Source organism: Bradyrhizobium sp. WSM1417, from assembly GCF_000515415.1.
In the GTDB taxonomy this organism is placed as follows: domain Bacteria; phylum Pseudomonadota; class Alphaproteobacteria; order Rhizobiales; family Xanthobacteraceae; genus Bradyrhizobium.
Genome location: NZ_KI911783.1, coordinates 7,971,242 through 7,993,800, shown reverse-complemented (window position 1 = coordinate 7,993,800; position 22,559 = coordinate 7,971,242). Strand labels below are relative to the sequence as shown.

Sequence of the window (22,559 nt, the reverse complement as noted above, 5' to 3'; positions counted from 1 at the left end):
GGTCCTTGAGAGATTAACGGTTCGTTACCGCGTGCGTCGTGGCCGCGAGGCTTCGCTGGTCTTGCGATCGGCCGTACGCGCTCCATGGCGGTCAGCTTTTCCGCAGGATAACGTGATAATCGCCGCGGCGGACGTCGGTCCCGCGCGGGAGCACGGCGTTGAGCATGGCGGCGCCGGCGTCGACCAGAGCCGCGAACAGCGGCTTGCGCCGGCGCATCTCGGGATAGCGCGGGCTCTCGACCTCACGGCGGTAGATCATCTCGAGGCCGTTGGCGGCGGCGAACGCTTCGAGCGCCGGCAGCGACACCAGGGGATGGAAGAAGGTCGGGAACGGCGGCTCGCCCGGTAAGCCGGCATCCTTGATGCCTCGAATTTGCCTGTAGAACCAGACATGGAACCAGTGCGGCGAGTATTTGGTGACGACCCCGGACAACGAGCGCGGATTGGGCGCGCCGATCAGGATCATCCCGCCGCGCTTGAGCGCATCGCGGAAATTCAGGAGTGCGGCGTCGACGTTGGGAAGATGTTCGATCACATTGTAGCAGATCACCAGATCGAAGGTCTCGCGCCCGAAGCGGTAGGTCTGGACGTCGCCGAGGATCGCTTCGTCCGCGTAGCTGTTGTTGCGAACCTGGTCCTCGTCGATGTCGACGACGGTGACCTTGCTGCGGCTCAGCAATTCCGGTGGCAGGACACTGCACGAGCCGCCTCCGGCTTCATAGATAGCGAGCTGGCCCTGCGGCAGTTCGCGGCGCAGTAGGTCGTGGACGGCGAGCAGGCTGTCGCGGGCTTCACCGGGGACGAGATCGTGCAGCGCTTGAGTGTGTCCGATGGCCGCGGGATTTGGGATCGCCGTGGCTGTCGCGAAATCGATCGTGGCTGGCTTGTTCATATTTTTTCTGACCGCGCTTGTTCGACTTAAATTTACAGGAAAAATCTCGTGTAGCCGTAGAGCAAATCCGATGCCGCGACGCTTCACCCGTCACGGTGCTTACGATCGGGTTAATCGGCATGTGCGTTAACTACGGCATCGTCCGCGCCAGCCGCCATCGGCGCGGTGGACCGCGAATTGCAGTATCACGCGCGCAAGGTTTCGCAGCAGAAACACCGCGAAAGCGGTTAAAAATATGGATGGCCGAGCATCGGCGGCGTGGCGCGTCGCGAGGCTCAAACCGGCCGTTCATTTTGGGACGCATCTGTCCCGCGGCGATGTGCCGTCGCGGGACGGCACTGATCCCCGGGATCGAAGCAGGGCTTTTTCAATCTATCTCGGACATCTAGAACGTCATGACATTGATTCCGACAGACCTGTCCGCCACGCGTATCTCGGATGCCGTGCGCGATCCCAACCGGGAGATCGCGGCCAGCTCGCGGATTATCGACCTGTCGGTTGGTATCGTCGTCTGCATCCCCTGCTTCCGCCGCCCGCAGCATCTGCGGTTGACGCTGGACTCACTCGCCAGCCAGCGCACCCCGCGCTCCTTCGCCGTCGTCATGGTCGAGAACGATGCGGTTCGGCGCGAAAGCGCGCCGGTGGCCGCGGAATATCTCGCCGATGGCAAGCTTCAGGGTGTCTGCCTGGTCGAGAAACGGCAAGGCAACGTCCAGGCGATCAACGCCGCGTTCGAGACGGCGCTGGCGCTGTTTCCCGCCGCGACCCGGTTCCTGATGATCGACGACGACGAGATCGCCTCAACCGATTGGCTCGAGCTGATGGTCCGCACCGCGGAGGCGACCGGCGCCGATCTGGTCGGCGGGCCGGTGCTGCCGGTGTTCGAGGACCACAGCATGCCCTGGCTTTCGCGCCACCCCGTCTTCTGTCCCGCCTATGGTTACAGCGGCGCGGTGCCCCTGATCTACGGCTGCGGCAATTGCCTGATCACGCGTGCGGCGTTCGAGAGCTTCGCCCGTCCCGCCTTCGACCCCCGCTTCAACTTCCTCGGGGGCGGTGACTGCGATTTCTTCGTGCGCTGCCGCGATGCCGGCATGACGTTCCATTGGACGGCGGAAGCAGTCATCACCGAGACGGTGCCGCAAAGCCGCACCAGTTTCGGCTGGATCGTGAAGCGAGGCCTGCGCATCGGTGCGATCAATTATCGTGTGCAGTCCAAGGCCGCGAAGGGCGCGGCGGCGCGCATGTGGGTGTTTGCGCAGATGCTCGGGAGGTTGCCGTTGTCGCTGGTGCGCGCGGCCGCTCTGCTGAAATCGTCGGAAGCCGTCGTCGCGATGCATCCCGTGATGGTCGCGCTCGGCTCGGCGCTCGCCGCGTTCGGCATCGAGCCGAAGCCCTATGAGGCCTCGAAGATCGTGTCCTGACGCCGACGCGGCTGGCTAAATGCCGAAGCAGGCGAGGGCGACCCTGACCGCGGAGCGTGGCAGCGATTTGAGCGAGCGGCGCCCGACCATCCCGAGATAGGCGAAGGCCTGGCGGTATCTGCCGAAGCGGACCGCTTGCATGGCCGAATACGTGACGAGATGAACCTCGGCAGCCTGGCGCAGTCCGGCTGCCATGCCCGCGGGCAGTCGCGCCATGATCAGCCCGTCGTCGAATACCCGCGCGATCGCCGGAAAGAAATCCTGTGGCGTCCGCACCGCCGCGTTCATGGTGTTGGCCGTGTGCAGGCGGTAGTCGAGCAGCAGGTTTGGCGCAAATTCGAATTCGCCGATCGCGGCAAGACGGCACCAGCAGTGCCAGTCCTCGCAATATCTGAGCGAGACGTCGAATCCGCCGATGGCGCGGAAGGCCTCTGCACGTGCGAGCGCGATGCCGCCATTGACGATGAAGTTGCCGGCCGCGAGCCGCGCCAGCACGTCGCCGGACGGTTTGCGGCGTCCTTTCAGCAGATCCCGACGGCCGATCTGCCGTCCCTCGCTGTCGATCGTGTTGTAGTCGCCGTAGACGAGAACCGCTCGCGGCGCACCCCGCGCAGCCGCCAGCAGCGCCGAGACCGCGCCGGGCCGCAGGCGATCGTCGGCATCGAGGAAGAGCAGCCACTGGCCGCTCGCATGCTGTGCGCCGAGATTGCGCGCTGCGGATACGCCGGCTGCGCCGTTGGTCATCAGGCGCAGCCGAGGGTCACGAATGGCGCGGACGATCGCGGTGGTGTCGTCGGTCGAGCCGTCGTCCACGACGATCACTTCGCTGACCTCGGCCTGAGCCAGTGCGCTGGCGAGGGTTTCGCCGACATAGGCCGCAACGTTCTTGGCCGGAATGACGACGGAAACCGACGTGGCTGAGCCGACCTGCAGCGGCACGCGCGCCGCCGGAACGACGCGCGATGTCGCCGGCAATTCGAGAATTTCTTCCGCGGTGATCAAGATACGACTCGCCTTTAACCGTCTGTTAACCAGGGCGCTTTGGCGCGTTGGCAATGCGATCGATCGCGACCTTGGCCGTCGCGAATGATACTCGCATTGGAAAAAAACGTCGCCGTGAAGGCTGCCGCAGCGCTGGTTTCGTCAATTAGCGTTAAGCCGCCGGCATTAAGCCTGTGGCAAATTTGGAAGAGTGCGGCAGCCGGTCCCATGCGAGAATGCGCATCAGCCGCCGCGGATGGACCCCAGTGCCCGCAAAGACATTCGACTACGATCCCAACGACATGGTCCTCAACCTGTTCTACGAGGACAAGGACGATCGCTGGTTTCCCGGCGACCGGCATCTGCGGCGCATGGCGCGTCGCATGCTGCTCGGCGAGCCGCGCATGAGCGGGCAGCTCCGCGTGTTCCTCAATCTCTGTGCGGGGCTCGATCGGCTCGGTATCCGCTACCGCGTCAACGACTATGGCTACATCGCGCGGCATCCGGACGAACTCGCCTGCATCATCGGCCGCACCTTCCTGCTCGACAAGTTCGCCTGGAAAAATCCGATCCTGCTCGGCGTCGCCGCCCACAATCATCCGCTCGACGATCCCGACCTGTTCAAGCGCCTGCCGGTCAAGAAGGTCGTGGTGCCCGGCCCGTGGTACGCCGACATGTATCGGCCGCATTGGCCCGACACGGAGGCTTGGCCGATCGGCATCGACACGGATCTCTGGGCGCCGTCGCCGACGTCGCAAAACAGCGTCGATGTCCTGATCTACGACAAGGTGCACTGGGACCGCGATCGCCATGCGGCGGAGCTGATCGAACCCGTCCGCGCCCGGCTCACGAGGGAAGGCCGCTCGTTCACCGAGCTGCGTTACGGCAGCTACAAGGAGGAAGACTATCTGGCCGCGCTCGCGCGCTCGCGTGCGATGATCTTCCTCTGCCAGAACGAGAGCCAGGGCATTGCCTACCAGCAGGCATTGTCTTGCGGCGTGCCGGTGCTGGCCTGGGATCCCGGCGGCCCTTGGCGGGACCCCGACTATTATCCGCATCGCGTCCAGTTCGCGCCGGTGTCGTCGGTGCCGTACTGGGACCATCGTTGCGGCGGCAAGTTCGTCGACATCGCCGGGTTCGAGGCGGGATGGGACGAGTTCTGGGCCGGGTGCGCCGCCGATACGTTCGATCCGCGCGGTTTCGTGCTCGACAATCTCACGCTGGAACAGCGTGCCCTGCAATATTACGAGATCGCGCGGAGCATCGTGCGGCAGCAGGCGCCGCAGAGCTCCGGCGGACTGGTTGACGGATGCTTAACAGGGATCGGCTAGGACTTGGAGCTTCCCCCGGCTTCACCACCAACCTCGAGCCATGGATCGCAGCGCCACTGACATGACCGACGTCGAGGCCCGATCGTTCGGCGACGTCCTGCGCGGTGGGCTTGCGGGGGTCAACGCCGTGCGGGCGGCGCGCTGCCTCGTCGCAGTCGCAGCGCTGCTCCTCGTGCTGGTGACGCTCGATCCGTTTCCGGACCTGCGCAGCGAGGATGTCACCACCGTGATCGGCGGGCGATTGGCGCTCACTTATGTCTCCTGGGGCCTGCTGGCCGCGGTCGCGGTCCTGTTGGTCGCCGCAACGGATGCGCCGGCGCTGAAGACGCTGGTGACGCCGCTGCATCTCTGCCTGCTCGGCTGGCTGTTGATCAACATCGTCTTCTCCGAGAACCGCGGAGTTTCGATTCAGCGCTTCGTGCTCGCAGCCAGCGTGATGTCGCTCGCGGTGCTGTTGCCGTTATTGCCGGCGACGCAGCGCAGCTTCAACCTGTGTCTCGGCGGCGCCGCGCTCGCACTGCTTACGCTCTGTTATCTCGGCGTCTTCCTCACGCCGCAATACTCGATCCATAGCGCACTCGACGTCACCGAGCCGCAGCTGGCCGGCGACTGGCGCGGCAGCTTCGGCCACAAGAACATCGCCTCGCCGGTCATGACCATCCTGGTCTATGTCGGCATTTACCTGTCTGCCATCGGCTCGTTCGTGATGGGCCCGGCCATCGCCGCGCTGGCCGGACTCTTCCTGATCTTCACCGGCGGCAAGACGTCGTCGGTGCTGTGTCTTGCGATCTACGCGCTCGCCTCGCTGGTCTGCGTGACGCCGAGCCTGTGGCTGAAGCGGATCATCTGCTTCGTGCCGCTGATCGTGATGAATCTCCTGACGGTCGGCAGCGTCCTGAGCCCGGCGCTCGGGGCGATGACGCGGCTGCTTCCGCTCGATCCCACCTTCACCGGCCGTTCCGCCATCTGGGAATTCGCGCTCGCAGCTGTCGCCGAGAAGCCGATCATCGGTCACGGCTACGCGGCGTTCTGGGACGACGTGACCGCGCGGCAGACTGCCCAGGGCGCCGAATGGGCGACGAGCGCGGCGCACAGCCACAACAGCTATCTCGACCTTGCGGTCACCATCGGCCTGCCGGGGCTGTTGCTGGTGATCCTCGTCTTCGTGCTCGCGCCGCTAGGCAATTTCCAGACGGCCCGAACTCACAATCGCAGCGGTGCGTTGGCAAAGCTATTCCTGACCGTGTGGCTGTTCGGCCTGTACTACGGGGCCACCGAGACCTTCCTGCTCGAACGGCAAAATCCGATCTGGTTCATGTTCGCCGTTGCCGTGGCCGGCCTGCACTTCCTCGCCAGGTTCCAATGCGTCGCGGAAACGGAACCGGACTCCGACAACTTGTCGCAGCCGATGCGGCTGCGGTGGCATCGGCTTAACGATAAGCGGTGAGGTCACTTGTGGCCGCGACAAAACATAATCTATCTGGAAACACCCAGTAATCGCATGTCCCGCGGATGACGATCCTCAGCGTCGAGCAACCAGATGGTCTTGTGTCCAGCGCGTCGGGAATCGCGGTCGATTTCGTGCGTGATTGGAAGCGGGCCGCATCGCAGCTGAACGCAGGTCATCGCACTGCATTCCAGCACGGCTACTGGCTCGGCGCCTGGTACGAGGCGTTCCACGATCTCTCGCCGCTGATTGCATTCATCTCCGATGCCACGACCGGCAGGGACATCGCAATCGTGCCGATGATCAGCCACCTCAGGCGCGGCATCCGCATCGTCGAATTCGCCGATCTCGGCGTCTCCGACAACAACGCGCCGATCCTGGCGCTCGATGCCGCGTTGGACGCGGCGGCGACGGATGCGATCGGCAAGGCGCTGATCGACGCATTGCGCGCATTGCCGGATCGCTTCGATCTGCTGCGCCTAAAGAAGATGCCGGTCCAGATCGGCGGCAACCCGAACCCGCTGGTGTCGCTCGGCCGGGTCGGATCAAGCTCGCTCAACGGCAACGTCGTGCTGACCGGCGACGACTATGAAGATTACCAGGCCTCGATCAAGCGCATGCAGATGCCGCGCTGCTGGCGCGTCTTCAGCCGTCACGACGGCGCGCGATTCGAGATCGCTACCGATGTCGCGCGTGCGCGCGAGCTGCTGGACGTGATGGATGCCCAGCAGCAGGCGCGCATGCGAAAGCTTGGTTCGCGCTTCGTCCTCAACGACGAAACCCATGCGCAGTTCTACCGCGAAGTCGCCCATCAGGGTGTCGCGGACGGTTATGCCGTCATCTCGGCGCTGGTCTGCGACGAGGCCGTCGTTGCCACCACGCTCGGCGTCAGATTCGGTGCGACCTATTTTCTGCTGCGCATCAGCCACGCCGGCGATTCATGGTCGAACTGCTCGCCGGGGCTGCTCGTGACCGAGCGCACCATGGCGGCGCTGCATGCGGAGGGCGTGCGCCGTTTCGACCTCAGCATCGGCAACCAGGACTACAAGCGCCGCTTCGGCGCCGAGCCGGTGCCGCTGACCGATGTCAGCGTCGCGCTGTCTTGGCGCGGCGTGCCCTTCGCGTGGCGTGACCACGCCGCCCAGGCCCTGCGCCGTCATCCCAGGCTTGCCGCCTTTGCGGCGAAGGCGATTGGCAAGGGGACGCGCTGACGGGCGCTCCCCTCGCATCGGACGTGCAGCTCAGCCGTGTAGCTCAGCCGTGCAGCTTCCTGGCTGTCTCCGCGATCTGGCGGCCCTGATAGCGTGCGCCGGCGAGCTCGTTGGCGCTGGGCTGCCGGCTGCCGTCGCCGCCGGTGATCGTGGTGGCGCCATAAGGCGCGCCGCCGGTGACCTCGTCGAGCTTCATCTGGCCGGCAAAGCCGTAGTTCAGGCCGACCACGACCATGCCGAAATGCAGGAGGTTGGTGATGATCGAGAACAGCGTCGTCTCCTGGCCGCCATGCTGGGTCGCGGTCGCCGTGAAGGCGCCGCCGACCTTGCCGTGCAGCGCGCCCTTGGCCCAGAGACCGCCGGCCTGATCCAGAAAGTTCGCCATCTGCGAGGCCATGCGGCCGAAGCGGGTGCCGGTGCCGACGATGATTGCGTCGTAGTTTGCGAGGTCCTCGATCGTCGCGACGGGGGCGGCCTGGTCGAGCTTGTAATAGGACGCCTTGGCGACCTCCGCCGGCACCAGTTCGGGCACGCGCTTGATGTCGACGGTGGCACCGGCTTCGCGCGCGCCTTCCGCAACGGCATTGGCCATCGCTTCGATGTGGCCATAGGCGGAATAATAAAGGACGAGAACTTTGGTCATGATGGTCTCCGTTGGATGCAGATTTGATGGGTTGGTGCCGGGGACGTCATGCCGGGACAAACCCGGCCATGACGGATGCGTTGCTAAGCCGCGTCGACGAGCACGATCTCGGAATCTTCCAGTGCCGTGATCTTCAGCCTGTCCTCGTCGCGGATCGCGGCGCCGTCGCGGGCGTTGACGCGCACGCCGTTGATCTCGACTGACCCCGCCGCGGGCACGAGATAAAGGTGCCGTGACTTGTCCGGCACGTACTCCGCGCTCTCGCCCGCCTTCAATGTGGTGGCGAGCACCCGCGCATCGGCGCGGATCGGCAGCGCGTCCGTGTCATGCTCGAAGCCGCTCGCGATGGTGACGAGCTTGCCCGAGCGGTCTCCTTTCGGAAACGGCTTCGAGCCCCAGGTCGGCTGTCCCCCGCGAGCGGTCGGCTCGATCCAGATCTGGAAGATGCGTGTCCTGGTCGGCTCGAGATTGTACTCGGAGTGGCGGATGCCGCTGCCGGCGCTCATCACCTGCACGTCGCCCGCTTCAGTGCGGCCTTCGTTGCCGAGGCTGTCTTGATGGGTGATCGCGCCCTCGCGCACATAGGTGATGATTTCCATGTTGGCGTGGGGATGGGCGGGGAAGCCGGTGTTCGGCGCGATCTCGTCGTCGTTCCACACCCGCAAGGCGCCGTGACCCATGTTGTCGGGGTCATAATGGCTTGCGAAGGAGAAATGATGCTTGGCATTGAGCCAGCCGTGATCGGCGCCGCCGAGCTTTGCGAAGGGTCTGAGTTCGATCATCTGCGTAATTCCTTGTTTGAGGGGGTGGCGCCTTGATCAGGCGCCGAAACCGCCGTCGACGTTGAGCACCGTGCCGGTGACGAAGGAGGCTTCCGGACTTGCGAGGAACACGATTCCGGCGGCGACTTCCTCGGGGCGGCCGAAGCGCTGCAGCGCGTGCTGCTTGCGCTGGGTCTCGGCGAACTCGCCGCCGTCCTTCGGGTTCATGTCGGTGTCGATCGAGCCGGGCTGCACCACATTCACGGTGATCCCGCGCGGGCCGAGGTCGCGGGCTGCGCCCTTGGTGTAACCGACCACGGCGGCCTTGGTGGCGACGTAGTCTGCAAGTCCCGGGAACGAGGCGCGGTCGGCAAGCATCGAGCCGACGGTGACGATGCGGCCGCCTTCACCCATCAACTGCGAAGCGGCGCGGATCGCCGCGATCACGCCATGCACGTTGACGGCATCCTGGCGGGCGAGCGCTTCGGTGTCGGCATTGGCATCGTCGATCGCGCCTCCGCTCGCGACGCCGGCATTGTTGACGAGGATATCGAGATGGCCGAACTCCTTCGCGACGTCGTTGACGAGCTGCGTCACGTCCTTGGCCGAGGCCTGATCCGCCCGGAAGGCGCGCGCCTTGACGCCCCGGGCCTTCAACTCGGTGACGACCGCTTCCGCCTTTTCGGGAGAGGCGACGTAGCTGATGGCGACGTCCGCGCCTTGATCGGCGAGTGCGCGGGCAGAGGCCGCGCCGATGCCGCGCGAGCCGCCGGTGACGAGGGCAACCTTGCCTGAGAGCTTCTTGGTCATTGGATTTCTCCATTGCTGAATTTCTGATGACCCTTGGATAAGCCTCCGTTTGTAGTATAGAAATAGAAACTGTTGAAACGCATTGTTTCCCTAAACACCCCAATTGGATCCGCTGTCATGGCCAAACTTCCCGATTTCGAGGCGCTCGCGATTTTCGCAAAAGTCGTGGAATTACGGTCGTTTGCGGGGGCCGCGACCGAACTCGCGATGTCCAAGGCGACGGTATCCAAGGCGGTCACGCGCCTCGAAGAGCGGCTCGGCGCCCGGCTGTTCAACCGCACCTCACGCCGGCTCGCGCTGACCGACGCCGGGCACAAGCTCGCCGAGCGTGCGACGCGCCTGCTGTCCGACGGCGAGGCGGCGGAGAACGAGGCGCTGGCGCAGTCGGTCGCGCCGCGGGGCCTGGTGCGGCTCGCCGTGCCCATGTCGTTCGGGATCAAGGCGGTGGCGCCGTTGCTGCCGGAGTTCTTCGAGGCTTATCCGGAAGTCTCGGTCGATCTGCACCTGAGCGATGCCACCATCGATTTGATCGGCGAGGGCTTTGACATGGCGGTGCGGATCGCGCGGCTGCCGGATTCCTCGCTGATCGCCCGCCGGCTCTTCACCATGCCGCGTTTCACGGTGGCCGCGCCGTCCTATCTGAAGCGCGAGGGACGACCGACGCATCCGATGCATCTGGCCGCGCACAAATGCTTCAGCTATGCCTATCTCTCCACGCCGAACGTCTGGCACTACACCAATGCGGCCGGCGAGCAGGCCAGCGTGCGTCCGGGCGGACAGCTCCGCGTCAACAACGGCGAAGCGGTAATGCCGGCGCTGATCGCCGGCCTCGGCATCGCCGACCTTCCGGAATTCATCGTCGGTGAAGCCATCTCCTCCGGCGAGGTCGAAGTGGTCCTGAAGGACTGGAAGCAGGTCGAAGGCGCCGTGCATCTGGTGACGCCACCCGGCGGCCCGCGCCCCGCACGCGTCGAGGCGCTCGGCGACTTTCTCGCGGCGAAGCTGCCGGGGACGTGCAAGCGGCGGGTGCGCGGAAAGGCAAAGCCTTCGTAGCAAAGCCGTCGTAGAGCGAGCGGCTTCAGCGATCTCCGTCATTGCGAGGAAGCGAAGCGACGAAGCAATGACGAAGTTGGACTACGACACTGTCACATCATTACGCGCGACCACGCGCAAATTCGGCTTCAACGTCTCTTCCAGCTGGGACTTCAAATCATGGACACGCGGATCGCGCGAGCGCTTCGCGCAGACTGCGTATTGATGCACGGATTGCGCCAAGGCGCGTCGCGCTTCCGGCGTTCGCGTCACGTCCGGCTTTGAAAGCCGCAGGACGATGGCGGCGAGATTCACCAGCATCTCATCCAGCGCCACGTCAATGGTCTGAAGTCTATTCATCGCTCCACTCCCTGGGAGGCAACGGTAGGGTCCGGGGGACGTTCCCGACCGGGCGGAACATGGATAATGCTTCGTTAATCCCGCCGCGCGGCTTGTTCTTGCGGACGGTCACGTTAGGCTGGCGGCGAAATAAGAAAACAGGGGGAATCTGCCATGGATCGACGCGATGTCCTGCGCGCTGCTGCCGCATTGCCGCTGTTGCCTGCGTTGTCGAGCGCGGCTTTCGCGCAAGCCTATCCCGCGCGCAACGTCACCATGATCGTGCCGTTTCCGGCCGGCGGCCAGGCGGACCTCGCGGCGCGCCCGGTCGCACAGGCGCTGGAGCGAATCCTCGGCAAGGCGGTCATCGTCGACAACCGCGCCGGCGGGGGCGGTGGATCCGTCGGCAATGCCGCGGCGGCACGCGCCGAGCCCGACGGCTACACGCTGCTGATGACGCTGTCCTCGCTCGCGGTGCTGCCCGAGGCCGACCGGCTGTTCGACCGTCCGGTCGCCTATGAGCTCTCGCAGTTCATGCCGATCGCGCGGGTGCTGGCCGATCCCACGCTGCTCGCCGTGCCGGCCTCGGCGCCGTGGAAGACGGCGCAGGATTTCGTCGAGGATGCCAGGAAGCGTCCCGGCCAGATCACCTATGGCTCGTCGGGGCCTTACGGCACGCTGCATGTGGCGATGGAGATGTTTGCGAGCAGCGCCGATATCAAGCTGCTGCATGTGCCGTTTCGCGGCGCCGGACCGGCGCTCACTGCGCTGCTCAGCGGCACCGTGCAGGCGATCGCCGCCGCACCAGGGACGCTGAAGCCGCAAGTGGAGGACGGCAAGCTGCGCGTGCTCGGCAATTGCGGCGCCAAGCGCATCGCGAGCTTCCCCGATGTACCGACCTTCCAGGAGCTCGGCTACAAGGACGTCGAGATGTACATCTGGGCCGGGCTGTTTGCGCAGAGCGCGCTGCCGGCGCCGGTCGCGACTCGCCTGCGCGAAGCGATGGCGCAGGTGATGACGAGCCCCGACGTGCTCAAGGCCTTCGAAACCTCGGGCAGTCTCGTTGCCTATCAGGACGCGCCGGCGTTTGCCGAGTTCGTGGCGGTCGACAGCGCGCGGCTGATTGCGGCGGTGAAGAAGATCGGCAAGGTCGAATAGGTTCCTGGCGCGCTTTCACATTTTTTTGTTGGTCCAGAACCTCTCCGCGTCTCATTGATTGAACAGAATTCGAGAGACACGCGAAGGAATCGGACATGCGAACAGAGCGGATTGCGCTGGGTGTGGCGCTTGCGATCGGCGGCATCGTCGCGCAGGGCGCTGCATCCGCTGAAGAGTATCGCGGAACCATGGAGCAGCAGATGGCCTGCACGCCGGATGTGTGGCGGCTGTGCAGCGATCAGATCCCTGATGTGAGCCGTATCACGGCTTGCCTGCGGCAGAACACGCCCCAGCTCTCCAGCGGTTGTCGCGCGGTGTTCCAGTCCAACAATCAGATGCCGCCGCAGCAGCAGGTTCCGGGCAATCGCGCCGCGCCGGCGCCACGATACAATGCTGCGCCGCCGCCTCCAGTGACCCAGCCCCGGCCTTATGACGATAGCGACGATTAGTGCTGCCCAAGGCATGATCCGGGCGCGCGCGCAGGAGTGTGCGCGAAGATGCGGTTGTGCCGCCTCGTTCAGCGCTCGCCCTTGCCGCCCGACTCAGGTCGATCCCGGAGCGCCGTCCGCATGATGGCGCCGAAGAGCAAAGCTGCCACCGGCCAATGGAACCAGATCTTGTGCATGCCGGTGAAAATATTGATCAGAATCAGAAAGGCCGACACCGTGAGGGCCGCCGCAACCGGGCGGGGCAGCTTCGCCAGCCCCTCTGAAATGAAGCCCATCCAATTGGATGACTCGGATCTGTCGCGGTGCGCGGCGTCAGTTTGCGAGCCCGCAATTGCGGTCTGAGACGTCAGGCGTTCGCCAGGCGGAAAGCTCCGTGCTTGAGCGGTTTGGCCGCTCATGGTCACACGATAGCTGGTCACGGGAGCAATGTTTTTCATTGGACGCTGGCCGAGGCAATCGAAACCAACAGATAATTTGTTGTGCACCTGATCATAGGCGGAGCTGGAGATCACGATGCCACCGGGTTCGGCAAGTTCTTGCAGACGCGCCGCGATATTGACCCCGTCTCCATAGAGGTCGGAACCGTCCACCATCACATCGCCGAGATTGATGCCGATGCGAAACCGCATCGGGGGAGGTGGGCCCGAATCCTGGTTGGAAATTTCCTGCTGAATCTCGACCGCACACTGCACGGCTTCGACGACGCTGGCGAATTCGGCGATGACAGCATCGCCCCAGGTATTCACGATCCGGCCGTCATGGCGCTCCACTAACCGTGCAATGGCCGTGCGGTAGCGGCGGAGTGTCTCCAGCGTTCCCGCCTCGTCTGCTTCCATGAGACGAGAATAGCCGTGCACATCAGCGCATAGCACGGTGGTCAGCCGTCGTTTGACCTTATCGTCAGGCATGGTCCGTACATTAGCCTCCCTGACCGGCAAATGCATCAAGCATCCCGCAGCTGCCTTACGGCCTGACTTCGCAGACATCGACCCATTCAGCCCGGGTCAGCTCTGCCAACCGCTCCGGCGTGATGCGCACCGCGCTATGGGTGGAGCCGGCCGCCGGCACCACCACATCGAACGCCTTCAGCGAGACGTCGCAATAGACCGGCAGCGGTGATCTCAATCCGAACGGGCAGACGCCGCCGACCTCGTGGCCGGTGATCTCGGCGACCTCTTCCAGCCCGAGCATCTTCGGCTTGCCGCCGAATGCCGCCTTCACCTTCTTGTTGTCCATGCGCGAAGTGCCGGCCGCGACGATCAGGATCACGCGCTCGCCGATCCGCAATGACAGCGTCTTGGCGATCATTCCGGGTTCGACGCCATAGGCTTCGGCGGCCAGCGCCACAGTTGCGGAGCTGATCGGGGATTGGATGACTGATATGTCGGGGGCTTTTTCGGCGAAGAAGGCGCGAACGGATTCCAGGCTCATTCCAGTCAGCTCATTCCAGACTTGTCATTCCAGACTTGCGGGCGCGCGGCGATGCCTAAGCAATCCTTGGCAGCTCCGAGAGCGCCCGGACGCGATGATCGGGCGCAAAGCCGAGCTCGTCCATTTGGGTGCGGATCGCCTTGAACATCGTCAGCGGTGCCACGAGTTCGTTCTCGACGCAAGCCAGCGCCATCGCCTCGGGCGTCACCCGTTCGATCCAGGCAACGTTCAGCCCGAACGCTTTCGCGCCCGCGATGTCCCAGGGGTTGGAGGAGACGAACAGCACCTCGTCCGGCGCGGTGCCGAGCACCTCGCCGATCAGCTCATAAGCCTCCGGGCTCGGCTTGAAGATCTTCTTCGCGTCGACGCTGATCGTGGCGTCGAGCAGGGCGTCGAGGCCGGAGTTGCGCACGAGCGCATTCAGCATATCTGGACTGCCGTTGGAGAGGATGGCGAGTTTTCGCGGTTTCAGAGCCGTGAGCGCTGCCGTCGCATCCGGATAGAGATCGAGATGCAGGTATTTCTCGATCACGCGCTCGAATGCCTCGTTCTCATAAGCGAGCCCGAGCACGCGCAGTGTATAGGCAAGCGAGTCGCGCGTGATGGCTGCAAAGTCCTGGTAGCGCCGCATCAGCGAGCGCAACCAAGTGTATTCGAGCTGCTTGATCCGCCAGACCTGCGTGATGATCTCACCGTACCCCGGAAACGCATCCTCAGTGATCTCGGCGACCGACTGGATGTCGTAGAGCGTTCCGTAGGCATCGAAGACAACGGCTTTGAAGCTCAATTGACCTGTCCTCCGGGATCGTTGCGGTCCAGGGAGTATACAAGGCGCCGCGGTATCGATCCAACACGGAAACGCGAACTGGGCCCCTCGTTTCTAAAGCCTGATCACGATCTTGCCGAAATGCGAGCCGGTCCGGAGGTGCGCATATGCTTCGGGTGCCTCGTCGAAGCTGTAGACCCGATCCACGATCGGATGGATCGCGTGTTCGGTCAGGAAGCGATTCATCGCGGCAAAGTGTTCGACCGATCCGACGGTGACACCGATGATGTCGGCATTCTCCCACTGAAGGCGCGCGAGGTCGGGCTTGGGACCGAACCCCGTCAAGACGCCAATCTGGACGATCTTGCCACCCGAAGCGACCGATCGCAGAGATCGATCATAGGTGCCGGGACCGCCAAGTTCGAGGATATGACTGGCCCCGGCGCCATTCGTCGCCTTCATCAGGGCGACATCCCAGTCAGGCGTGTCGCGGTAGTTGATGAGGATCGAGCCGCCCAGCGCCTTGGCGCGGGCGAGTTTTTCATCCGAGGAGGATATCACGATCGCACGCGCCCCCAGCGCCGCTGCGAATTGAAGCCCGAACAGCGCGACGCCGCCTGTTCCCTGGACCAACAGCGTGTCGCCTTTGCGCATCCCGCCGCGTGCGATGAGGCCATGGAAAGCCGTAACGCCGGCACAGGGCAGGGTCGCTGCCTCCACCGCGGACAGATGGGCCGGCACTGAGACCAGCGCGGTCGCCGGCAGCACGACATACTCAGCCAGCATTCCGTCCATCGTGTTGCCACCGAGGGATGACGGAATATAGCTGGAGTTGAACGGCCCCGATATCCAATCGCGGAAGAACGATGCCGCGACTCGGTCTCCGAGCCGCCATTGCGAGACGTCGGCGCCGATGGCGTCGACGACACCCGCGCCGTCGGAGAGTGGCACGCGGCCCTTGAGCTCGCCTTGGCCTGCACGGTCGAGGATCAGGAGGTCGCGGTAATTCAGACTTGCCGCTTCGACCCGAATGCGGACCTCGCCATTGGTGGGCTCGGGTTTGCTGATTTCGACGCGCGCAAGGCGGCCAGCACCAGCATGGCCATTCAAATGGTAGGCTTTCATCGTTGCTCCCTTCACAAGTGGCGTTCACTTGGACGAGCAAAGTCTGTAAGGTCTGACAGTACTGTCAGGGTCAAGAGGCTTCAGATGAAAATCGGCGAACTCTCCCGGCGGACGGGGGTCAGCGTCCGAATGCTGCGCTACTACGAAGGCGAAGGACTGCTCGCGCCCCTGCGGACGAACTCCGGCTATCGCGACTATGGCATGGCCGAAGAGGAAACCGTACGGCGCATCAAGATGCTCGGCGGCGCCGGGATGACGCTCGAAACCATCAAGCGGTTGCTCCCGTGCGTGCGGAACAACGATCCGGCTTTCACGCCGTGCAACGAGCTGCGAAAAATTCTCACGCAGCAGGTCGGCCTGATCGATGAACGTATCGAGACGCTCAGCGAAAGCCGGACAATTTTGGCGGGCTATCTGGCAAGCGTGAACTGATCGCACGCAACGCGGCCATCGGACTCACCGCGCCAAAGTCTTAGGCCTTGAAGGCCTGAGCATGAGGGCTTCGATAGCAGCGTCGAAGCCCTCGATGCGCTGACGAGTACGCGCCTAGATCCCCAGCAGCTTGCGCGCGTTGGCCTTCAGCACCTTCGGCCGGATCTCGTCGCGGATCTCGATCTTGGCGAAATCCGACAGCCAGCGATCGGGCGTGATCACCGGCCAGTCCGAACCGAACAGCATCTTGTCCTGCAGGATCGAGTTGATGTAGCGCACCAGGATCGGCGGGAAATATTTCGGCGACCAGCCCGAGAGGTCGATGTAGACGTTCGGCTTGTGGGTCGCGACCGACAGCGCTTCTTCCTGCCAGGGGAAGGAGGGATGGGCGAGAATGATCTTCAGGTCCGGGAAATCAGCCGCGACGTCATCCATGTACATCGGGTTGGAATATTTCAGCCGCATCCCCATGCCGCCGGGCATGCCCGAGCCGACGCCGGTCTGGCCGGTGTGGAACAGCGCGATCGCGCCGCCATTGTTGATCTCTTCATAGAGCGGATAGGCCATGCGGTCGTTGGCGTAGAAGCCCTGCATGGTCGGATGGAATTTGAAGCCGCGCACCCCGTATTCCTCGATCAGCTTGCGCGCCTCGCGCACCCCGAGCTTGCCCTTGTGCGGGTCGATCGAGACGAAGGGGATGAGGACGTCGAGATGGTCGGAGGCGATCTCCAGCATCTCCTCATTCTTGTAGCGGCGGAAGCCGGTCTCGCGCTCGGCGTCGACCGGGAAGATCACCGCGGCGATGTTCTTGGATCGATAGTAGGCGGCGGTCTCCGGCACGGTCGGCGGATGCTTGTGCGGCGACTTGAAATAGTCCGCCATCTGCGCCTGAAAATCGTCATAGCCGTCGTCGGGATGGGTGCCGCAGGGCTCCTCGGCGTGGGTATGGATGTCGATGGCGACGACGTGGTCGATGTTCGGCAGCTTCAGCTTCGGCATGGGTTTCCTCCCGACGGGTTGCCGAATTGATTATATGATATAACGAATTTGGCAAGGCATTGTGGGACAAGGCGTTGTAGGACAGGCATCGTCCGAGCCAGATTGGGCCGATCCGGCCGCTTCTACTTTGCATGGGGTTGTTTTCCAGAATTTGGTGGGTGGGATCGGGGCAGTTAACATTGACATCCGGTCCTCCCATGCCTTAAGAACCGCCCCGTCCCGGGCGGTCAGTCCGCCAGCGGGAAAATCTCATTTTGCCTCATTCGCGCGTGCCGAAACGGTAGTGCCGAACACGGCCTTTCGAACGTTCAGGATTCTGCCATGAAGGTCCGTAACTCGCTGAAATCGCTGCGCGGTCGCCATCGCGCCAACCGCCTGGTCCGCCGCAAGGGCCGGGTCTATGTGATCAACAAGGTGCAGCGCCGCTTCAAGGCTCGCCAGGGCTGATTTCGCCCTGCCGGACGCCCGCGCGCGCCCCGCAAGACCACGGTCTCACACGAGTTTGACGCCGCCCCTGCTTTGCAAGGGCGGCTTTGCGCGTTTAGACTTGGACCATGGCAGTGAGATTCTTCGTCGCGCGCACCCTGTGTCTGGCCCTCGTACTGGGAGCTGCCGGCTTCGCTCCGGCGCTGGCGCAGGCTGATCCGCCGGCCCCGCCCGGCAAGCAGAAGAAACTTCCGGAAGCGCCGGCCAAGCTGCCCAAGGTCGATCGCACCAAGAATCTCGATTTCCTGTTCGGCGCGCTGAAAGCTGCGCCCGACGAGGCCAGCGCCAAGCATGTCGAGGCGCGGATCTGGGCGATCTGGATCCAGACCCCGAGCGACACCGCGGCGCTATTGATGGCGCGGGCCAAGACCGCGGTCGACGCAAAGAAGATCGAGGTTGCGATCAAGCTGCTGGATTCGGTGGTCAAGCTCAGGCCCGACTACATCGAGGCCTGGAATCGTCGCGCGACGCTCTACTACATGCAGAACGATTATGGCCGCTCGCTCGCCGACATCCGCGAGGTGTTGATCCGTGAGCCCCGCCATTTCGGCGCGCTCGCAGGCCTCGGCATGATCATGCAGGAGGTCGGCGACGAAAAGCGCGCGCTCGAAGCCTACCGCAAGGCGCTCGCCGTCAACCCGCACCTCGAGAAGATCCCCGACCAGGTCAAGGCGCTGACCGAGAAGGTCGAAGGCCGCGATATTTAGCGGGCAAGTCGATCATTGCTCGAGCGAATGCGGCGCAAGCCGATTAACCACGATGACACGCGCCGCGTTACGAGGGATATGGGTTGCCCCGCCGCAGGCCTACCTTCATGGCGGGAGCACAGCCATGAAGCGTTTGATCTTTGCAGGTATATTGCTGCTGGCGTCGGGCACGGCGAGCCTCGCCGACGGACTGTTCTGGGTGGTCGGCAATCGCGCCACCGGAAAATGCAACATCGTGACCAGCAATCCCGTGATCATCGGCGATGTCTGGTTCGGTGACGGTCCTTACAAATCGAAGGCCGACGCCAAGCTTGCCCGTTCGACCATCCGCGCCTGTCCCGCACCCACGCCTGAGGAGGAAAAGGACGAGGACAGCACGAACTAGGTCGACAGCAACCTAGTGCAAAACGCTGCCTTCGCGCTCGGCGAGGCCGCGATCGACCGCTGCGGCGTAGGCCTTTGCAAGCTCCGTCTCGAGATGCTCGTTGATCAGCAGCAGCGCGCGCACGGCACCGCGCAGGTCGCCGTGGCAGCTTGCCACGATCTCGTCGATCGCAGTGTCTTTGGATCTCAGGCTCATCGAAATTCTCCGGTTCAAATCAGGATAAATCCTGCCGGTCTTTCCCGCATCCCCGAGGTTGCGAGCAGGATCGGCGCCCACCTGCGTCTAAATGGCGGAACCGACCGTGGCGATTATAAGGAAGCCGCGATGACGACTGCATGAAGCTGTTTCGAAGCCTGCGTGCTGCGGGGAGCAGTATTGATTTCGTTGCGTTTTTCCCGCTTGAATTATGCACATATCCACAGCCCCGGCATTTCAAGTGGAGCGCGGGGGCTCCCCGGGCGAAACTGTCGCCCGCAAGCCACGTAACTGCCCTGTGCCCTGGATCGCCCGGATTCCATCCATGATCGTGATGTCAGTCGTGACCGCGCTGCTTGTGCTGGCGCTGGTCACGCAGGCCGGCGTCCTCGCCGTGCAGCGCGCGTTTCCACCGCAGGGCCGAATGATCGAGGTCGATGGTGCCGTGCTTCACCTCGTCGATATCGGCCCGCGCGATTCGGGCCTGCCGGTCGTGATGCTGCACGGCGCGAGCTCCAACCTCGAAGCGATGCGGCGGCCGCTCGGCGATCTCCTCGCCAGGAACCATCGCGTCATCTTGATCGACCGTCCCGGTCACGGCTGGAGCACGCGGGCGCGGCGGCAGGATTCGACGCCCGAGGTCCAGGCGCGGATGATCGATGAGGCGCTCGGCAAGCTCGGGATCGATCGCGCGGTGTTCGTGGTGCATTCCTGGAGCGGCGCGCTCGGCGCGCGGCTGGCGCTCGATCATCCCGGCCGCGTCGCGGGCCTTGTGATGCTCGCGCCCGTCACCCATCCCTGGCGCGGCGGCGTCGGCCGCTACAACGAGATCATCGCAACGCCCGTGATCGGCCCGCTGCTCGCCTACACCATAACCCTGCCGCTGGGCTATTTCCTGAGCGAGCCCGGCGCGCGCAACGTCTTCCTGCCGCAAATGATGCCGGATGGTTTCGTGCAGGACTCCGCGACGCCGCTGCTGCTGCGCCCGCGCGAGTTCATCGCAAATGCCTATGATCTGGTGACGCTGAAGGAAGCGGTCGCCGCGCAGGTCGCGCGTTACGGCGAGATATCGGCGCCGGTCACGATCATCGCCGGCGAGCCCGACAAGACCGTGAAGACCGCCATTCACGCGCGCCCGTTCGCCGCCACCGTGCAGAATGCCAAGCTGATCGTGCTGCCCGATCTCGGCCACATGGTGCAGAACGCGGTGCCCGATCTCGTGAAGACCGAGATCGAGACGATGATCGGGAAAATCGTCCCGGCGCGGGCGGCCGCCGATTAGAGCGTTTGCGAGCGAAGTGGATACCGGTTCGCGTGAAGAAAACGCGTCAAAACAAGAAGCTGGAGCTTCGGTTCAGAACCGAAGCTCCAGCGGCCGCCCGTCGCGCTTACTGCTTGATCTTCCCGTCCTTGTCGAACTGCGACACGTAGGCCCAGAGGTTGTTGATCTCGGTCTCGTTCTTGATGCCGGCGAACGCCATCTTGGTGCCGGGGATCTTGGCCTTGGGGTCCTTGATGTATTCCTTGAACACGGCCTCGTTCCAGGTGATGCCGGAATTCTTGTTGGCGTCGGAATAATTGTAGTCCGGCGCGGTGCCGGACTTGCGGCCGTCAAGGCCGTTGAGTTCGGGGCCAACCTTGTTCTTGGCGCCTTCGCCGATCGCGTGACAGGCCAGGCATTTGTTGAACGAAGATTTGCCGGCCGCAACGTCCTGCGCCATCGCGCTTGGTGCGGTGGCAATCGCGGTGAGGATGGTCAATGCGCCAAAAATCAGTTTTGTCATCGGGTGCTCTTCGTCTCTTCCCTGGGGGCTGGTCAGTTGCTTGCCTGATCGGCAATCGTCGGACCTGCTGGTTTTGGCAGGCCTGCTCGGATTGGACAAGCCGCCAAACCATGGCAGGTTTCACGATTTCCTACTTGTCCCAGAGCGAACTCGCGCAAGATCGTCGATCCGACTTTCGGATGGCCTACCCAAACCACCGCGGACGTGGTTGATTTACCGCGACAAATCGATCGTACGGCCTCGGCCGAAGGATCTGCCGTGAAGGAAATATTATGGCCATCATGATGCCCGCGAGTGACCAGGCCGTGCTCGCGCGCCGCGCCGAAATCGTGGCTGCATTGCGTGCAATCGTGCCGGGCGAAGGCGTGATCGATACGCCTGCCGAGATGCGGGCCTATGAATCCGACGGATTGACGGCCTATCGGCAGCCGCCGATGGTCGTGGTGCTGCCCGACACGACCGAGCAGGTTTCGCTCGTCCTGAAATATTGTGCAGGGCAGGGCATCAAGGTGGTGCCGCGCGGCTCCGGCACCTCGCTGTCCGGCGGCGCGCTGCCACTGGAAGACGGCGTGCTCCTGGGGCTCGGCAAGTTCAAGCGCATCCGCGAGATCGATTTCGACAACCGCGCCGTCGTCACCGAACCCGGCGTCACCAACCTCGCAATCAGCCAGGCCGTCGCTCATGCCGGGTTCTACTACGCGCCGGATCCGTCCTCGCAGATCGCCTGCTCGATCGGCGGCAATGTCGCGGAGAATTCCGGCGGCGTGCACTGCCTGAAATACGGCATGACCACCAACAACGTGCTCGGCTGCGAGATCGTGCTGATGAGCGGGGAGATCCTGCGCATCGGCGGCAAATCGGCGGAGAACTCCGGCTACGACCTGATGGGTGTCATCACCGGCTCCGAAGGCCTGCTCGGCGTCATCACCGAGATCACGGTGCGCATCCTGCAAAAGCCGGAAACAGCGCGCGCGCTGATGGTCGGATTCGCGCAAGTCGAGGCGGCCGGCGAATGCGTGGCGCGCATCATCGGCGCCGGCATCATTCCCGGCGGCATGGAGATGATGGACAAGCCCGCGATCCACGCCGCGGAGGCCTTCGTCCATGCCGGCTATCCGCTCGATGTCGAAGCGCTTCTCATCATCGAGCTCGACGGCCCCAAGATCGAGGTCGACGAACTGATCACGCGGGTCGAGGCGATTGCGAACGCTTGCGGCTCGACCACCTGCCAGATCTCGACCTCGGAGGCCGAGCGCAATCTGTTCTGGGCCGGCCGGAAAGCCGCGTTCCCCGCCGTCGGCCGCATCTCGCCGGACTATCTCTGCATGGACGGCACTATCCCACGCGGTGCGCTGCCGAAGGCGCTGGCGCGCATCCGCGAGCTATCGGAAGAATACCAGCTCGGTTGCGCCAACGTGTTCCATGCCGGCGACGGTAACCTGCATCCGCTGATCCTCTATGACGCCAACAAGCCCGGCGAAATCGAGCGCGCCGAAGCCTTCGGCGCCGACATCCTGCGCGCCTGCGTCGAGTTCGGCGGCGTGCTCACCGGCGAGCACGGCGTCGGAATCGAGAAGCGCGATCTGATGCCTGAGATGTTCAGCGAGATCGACCTCAACCAGCAGCAGCGCCTGAAATGCGCCTTCGACGCGCAAGGCCTGCTCAATCCCGGAAAGGTGTTTCCGACCCTGCATCGCTGCGCCGAGCTCGGCCGCATGCACGTCCACGCCGGCAAGCTGGCGTTTCCGGACATCCCGCGATTTTAACGTCA

General features: G+C 63.9%; 26 protein-coding genes. 13 read left to right on the top strand and 13 right to left on the bottom strand.

Annotation, left to right across the window (positions count from 1 at the left end; all coding sequences use genetic code 11):
• Positions 1-91: 91 nt before the first annotated feature.
• Complete coding sequence (locus BRA1417_RS0139195) at positions 92-892, bottom strand: bifunctional 2-polyprenyl-6-hydroxyphenol methylase/3-demethylubiquinol 3-O-methyltransferase UbiG (RefSeq protein ID WP_027520466.1); 801 nt, start codon at positions 890-892, stop codon at positions 92-94.
• A 395-nt stretch (positions 893-1,287) separates the two neighbouring features.
• Between BRA1417_RS0139195 and BRA1417_RS0139190 the strand changes: the two genes are divergently transcribed.
• Positions 1,288-2,316, top strand: a complete 1,029-nt coding sequence (locus BRA1417_RS0139190) for a glycosyltransferase family 2 protein (protein ID WP_027520465.1) — start codon at positions 1,288-1,290, stop codon at positions 2,314-2,316.
• A gap of 15 nt (positions 2,317-2,331) precedes the next feature.
• On the opposite strand, the gene BRA1417_RS0139185 is transcribed toward BRA1417_RS0139190, so the two are convergent.
• Positions 2,332-3,318, bottom strand: a complete 987-nt coding sequence (locus BRA1417_RS0139185) for a glycosyltransferase (protein WP_027520464.1) — start codon at positions 3,316-3,318, stop codon at positions 2,332-2,334.
• Positions 3,319-3,563: 245 nt separating this feature from the next.
• Here BRA1417_RS0139185 and BRA1417_RS0139180 point away from each other — a divergent pair, with 245 nt between their 5' ends.
• The 3 genes from BRA1417_RS0139180 (at position 3,564) to BRA1417_RS45210 (ending at position 7,286) form a co-directional block, all read left to right on the top strand.
• Positions 3,564-4,628 carry a glycosyltransferase gene (locus BRA1417_RS0139180; RefSeq protein WP_035969818.1) on the top strand — a complete coding sequence of 355 codons (1,065 nt, stop codon included), beginning with the start codon at positions 3,564-3,566 and terminating at the stop codon, positions 4,626-4,628.
• A 40-nt stretch (positions 4,629-4,668) separates the two neighbouring features.
• The gene (locus tag BRA1417_RS0139175) at positions 4,669-6,075 is read left to right on the top strand and encodes an O-antigen ligase (RefSeq protein ID WP_027520462.1); all 1,407 of its coding nucleotides are present in this window, start codon (positions 4,669-4,671) and stop codon (positions 6,073-6,075) included.
• Between the two features lie 65 nt (positions 6,076-6,140).
• Positions 6,141-7,286 (top strand): GNAT family N-acetyltransferase, encoded by a 1,146-nt coding sequence (locus tag BRA1417_RS45210; protein WP_027520461.1) that lies wholly within the window; start codon positions 6,141-6,143, stop codon positions 7,284-7,286.
• Positions 7,287-7,329: 43 nt separating this feature from the next.
• Here BRA1417_RS45210 and wrbA read toward each other — a convergent pair whose 3' ends face one another.
• The 3 genes from wrbA to BRA1417_RS0139155 form a co-directional block, all read right to left on the bottom strand.
• Positions 7,330-7,929 (bottom strand): NAD(P)H:quinone oxidoreductase, encoded by a 600-nt coding sequence (wrbA, locus tag BRA1417_RS0139165; protein WP_027520460.1) that lies wholly within the window; start codon positions 7,927-7,929, stop codon positions 7,330-7,332.
• A gap of 83 nt (positions 7,930-8,012) precedes the next feature.
• Entirely contained in the window at positions 8,013-8,711 is a 699-nt protein-coding gene (locus BRA1417_RS0139160) for a pirin family protein (RefSeq protein WP_027520459.1), read from the bottom strand.
• A 36-nt stretch (positions 8,712-8,747) separates the two neighbouring features.
• On the bottom strand, positions 8,748-9,500 hold the full coding sequence (locus BRA1417_RS0139155) for an SDR family NAD(P)-dependent oxidoreductase (RefSeq protein WP_027520458.1): 753 nt from the start codon (positions 9,498-9,500) through the stop codon (positions 8,748-8,750).
• Positions 9,501-9,617: 117 nt separating this feature from the next.
• Here BRA1417_RS0139155 and BRA1417_RS0139150 point away from each other — a divergent pair, with 117 nt between their 5' ends.
• Complete coding sequence (locus BRA1417_RS0139150) at positions 9,618-10,553, top strand: LysR family transcriptional regulator (protein ID WP_027520457.1); 936 nt, start codon at positions 9,618-9,620, stop codon at positions 10,551-10,553.
• Between the two features lie 81 nt (positions 10,554-10,634).
• Here BRA1417_RS0139150 and BRA1417_RS0139145 read toward each other — a convergent pair whose 3' ends face one another.
• The gene (locus BRA1417_RS0139145; protein WP_027520456.1) at positions 10,635-10,892 is read right to left on the bottom strand and encodes a hypothetical protein; all 258 of its coding nucleotides are present in this window, start codon (positions 10,890-10,892) and stop codon (positions 10,635-10,637) included.
• Positions 10,893-11,045: 153 nt separating this feature from the next.
• Between BRA1417_RS0139145 and BRA1417_RS0139140 the strand changes: the two genes are divergently transcribed.
• Positions 11,046-12,029, top strand: coding sequence for a tripartite tricarboxylate transporter substrate binding protein (locus tag BRA1417_RS0139140; RefSeq protein WP_027520455.1), 984 nt, complete (start codon positions 11,046-11,048; stop codon positions 12,027-12,029).
• A 95-nt stretch (positions 12,030-12,124) separates the two neighbouring features.
• The gene (locus tag BRA1417_RS0139135) at positions 12,125-12,478 is read left to right on the top strand and encodes a hypothetical protein (protein ID WP_027520454.1); all 354 of its coding nucleotides are present in this window, start codon (positions 12,125-12,127) and stop codon (positions 12,476-12,478) included.
• Between the two features lie 68 nt (positions 12,479-12,546).
• Here the strand turns inward: BRA1417_RS0139135 and BRA1417_RS0139130 are convergent, their stop codons facing one another.
• The 4 genes from BRA1417_RS0139130 to BRA1417_RS0139115 all read right to left on the bottom strand — a co-directional run bounded on the left by BRA1417_RS0139130 (position 12,547) and on the right by BRA1417_RS0139115 (position 15,800).
• Positions 12,547-13,386: an adenylate/guanylate cyclase domain-containing protein gene (locus BRA1417_RS0139130; RefSeq protein ID WP_027520453.1), complete on the bottom strand. Its 840-nt coding sequence runs from the start codon at positions 13,384-13,386 to the stop codon at positions 12,547-12,549.
• A gap of 55 nt (positions 13,387-13,441) precedes the next feature.
• Positions 13,442-13,909 (bottom strand): YbaK/EbsC family protein, encoded by a 468-nt coding sequence (locus tag BRA1417_RS0139125; protein ID WP_027520452.1) that lies wholly within the window; start codon positions 13,907-13,909, stop codon positions 13,442-13,444.
• 55 nt (positions 13,910-13,964) lie between these two features.
• The gene (locus BRA1417_RS0139120; RefSeq protein WP_027520451.1) at positions 13,965-14,696 is read right to left on the bottom strand and encodes a haloacid dehalogenase type II; all 732 of its coding nucleotides are present in this window, start codon (positions 14,694-14,696) and stop codon (positions 13,965-13,967) included.
• A 93-nt stretch (positions 14,697-14,789) separates the two neighbouring features.
• Positions 14,790-15,800, bottom strand: a complete 1,011-nt coding sequence (locus tag BRA1417_RS0139115) for an NAD(P)-dependent alcohol dehydrogenase (protein WP_027520450.1) — start codon at positions 15,798-15,800, stop codon at positions 14,790-14,792.
• A gap of 84 nt (positions 15,801-15,884) precedes the next feature.
• Here BRA1417_RS0139115 and BRA1417_RS0139110 point away from each other — a divergent pair, with 84 nt between their 5' ends.
• Positions 15,885-16,232 (top strand): MerR family transcriptional regulator, encoded by a 348-nt coding sequence (locus BRA1417_RS0139110; RefSeq protein ID WP_027520449.1) that lies wholly within the window; start codon positions 15,885-15,887, stop codon positions 16,230-16,232.
• Between the two features lie 114 nt (positions 16,233-16,346).
• Here BRA1417_RS0139110 and BRA1417_RS0139105 read toward each other — a convergent pair whose 3' ends face one another.
• Positions 16,347-17,231: an amidohydrolase family protein gene (locus BRA1417_RS0139105; protein ID WP_027520448.1), complete on the bottom strand. Its 885-nt coding sequence runs from the start codon at positions 17,229-17,231 to the stop codon at positions 16,347-16,349.
• Positions 17,232-17,552: 321 nt separating this feature from the next.
• Here BRA1417_RS0139105 and ykgO point away from each other — a divergent pair, with 321 nt between their 5' ends.
• The 3 genes from ykgO to BRA1417_RS0139090 all read left to right on the top strand — a co-directional run bounded on the left by ykgO (position 17,553) and on the right by BRA1417_RS0139090 (position 18,809).
• Positions 17,553-17,678 (top strand): type B 50S ribosomal protein L36, encoded by a 126-nt coding sequence (ykgO, locus tag BRA1417_RS0139100; protein ID WP_006611362.1) that lies wholly within the window; start codon positions 17,553-17,555, stop codon positions 17,676-17,678.
• A gap of 107 nt (positions 17,679-17,785) precedes the next feature.
• Positions 17,786-18,424 carry a tetratricopeptide repeat protein gene (locus BRA1417_RS0139095; protein ID WP_027520447.1) on the top strand — a complete coding sequence of 213 codons (639 nt, stop codon included), beginning with the start codon at positions 17,786-17,788 and terminating at the stop codon, positions 18,422-18,424.
• A 124-nt stretch (positions 18,425-18,548) separates the two neighbouring features.
• Positions 18,549-18,809 (top strand): hypothetical protein, encoded by a 261-nt coding sequence (locus BRA1417_RS0139090; protein ID WP_027520446.1) that lies wholly within the window; start codon positions 18,549-18,551, stop codon positions 18,807-18,809.
• Positions 18,810-18,821: 12 nt separating this feature from the next.
• On the opposite strand, the gene BRA1417_RS0139085 is transcribed toward BRA1417_RS0139090, so the two are convergent.
• Positions 18,822-19,004: a hypothetical protein gene (locus BRA1417_RS0139085; RefSeq protein ID WP_007596968.1), complete on the bottom strand. Its 183-nt coding sequence runs from the start codon at positions 19,002-19,004 to the stop codon at positions 18,822-18,824.
• Between the two features lie 325 nt (positions 19,005-19,329).
• Between BRA1417_RS0139085 and BRA1417_RS0139080 the strand changes: the two genes are divergently transcribed.
• Positions 19,330-20,286: an alpha/beta fold hydrolase gene (locus BRA1417_RS0139080; RefSeq protein WP_027520445.1), complete on the top strand. Its 957-nt coding sequence runs from the start codon at positions 19,330-19,332 to the stop codon at positions 20,284-20,286.
• Between the two features lie 106 nt (positions 20,287-20,392).
• Here the strand turns inward: BRA1417_RS0139080 and cycA are convergent, their stop codons facing one another.
• Positions 20,393-20,788, bottom strand: coding sequence for a cytochrome c-550 CycA (cycA, locus tag BRA1417_RS0139075; protein ID WP_027520444.1), 396 nt, complete (start codon positions 20,786-20,788; stop codon positions 20,393-20,395).
• A gap of 272 nt (positions 20,789-21,060) precedes the next feature.
• On the opposite strand from cycA, the gene BRA1417_RS0139070 reads away from it, so the two are divergent.
• On the top strand, positions 21,061-22,554 hold the full coding sequence (locus tag BRA1417_RS0139070) for an FAD-linked oxidase C-terminal domain-containing protein (RefSeq protein WP_027520443.1): 1,494 nt from the start codon (positions 21,061-21,063) through the stop codon (positions 22,552-22,554).
• Positions 22,555-22,559: the final 5 nt, after the last annotated feature.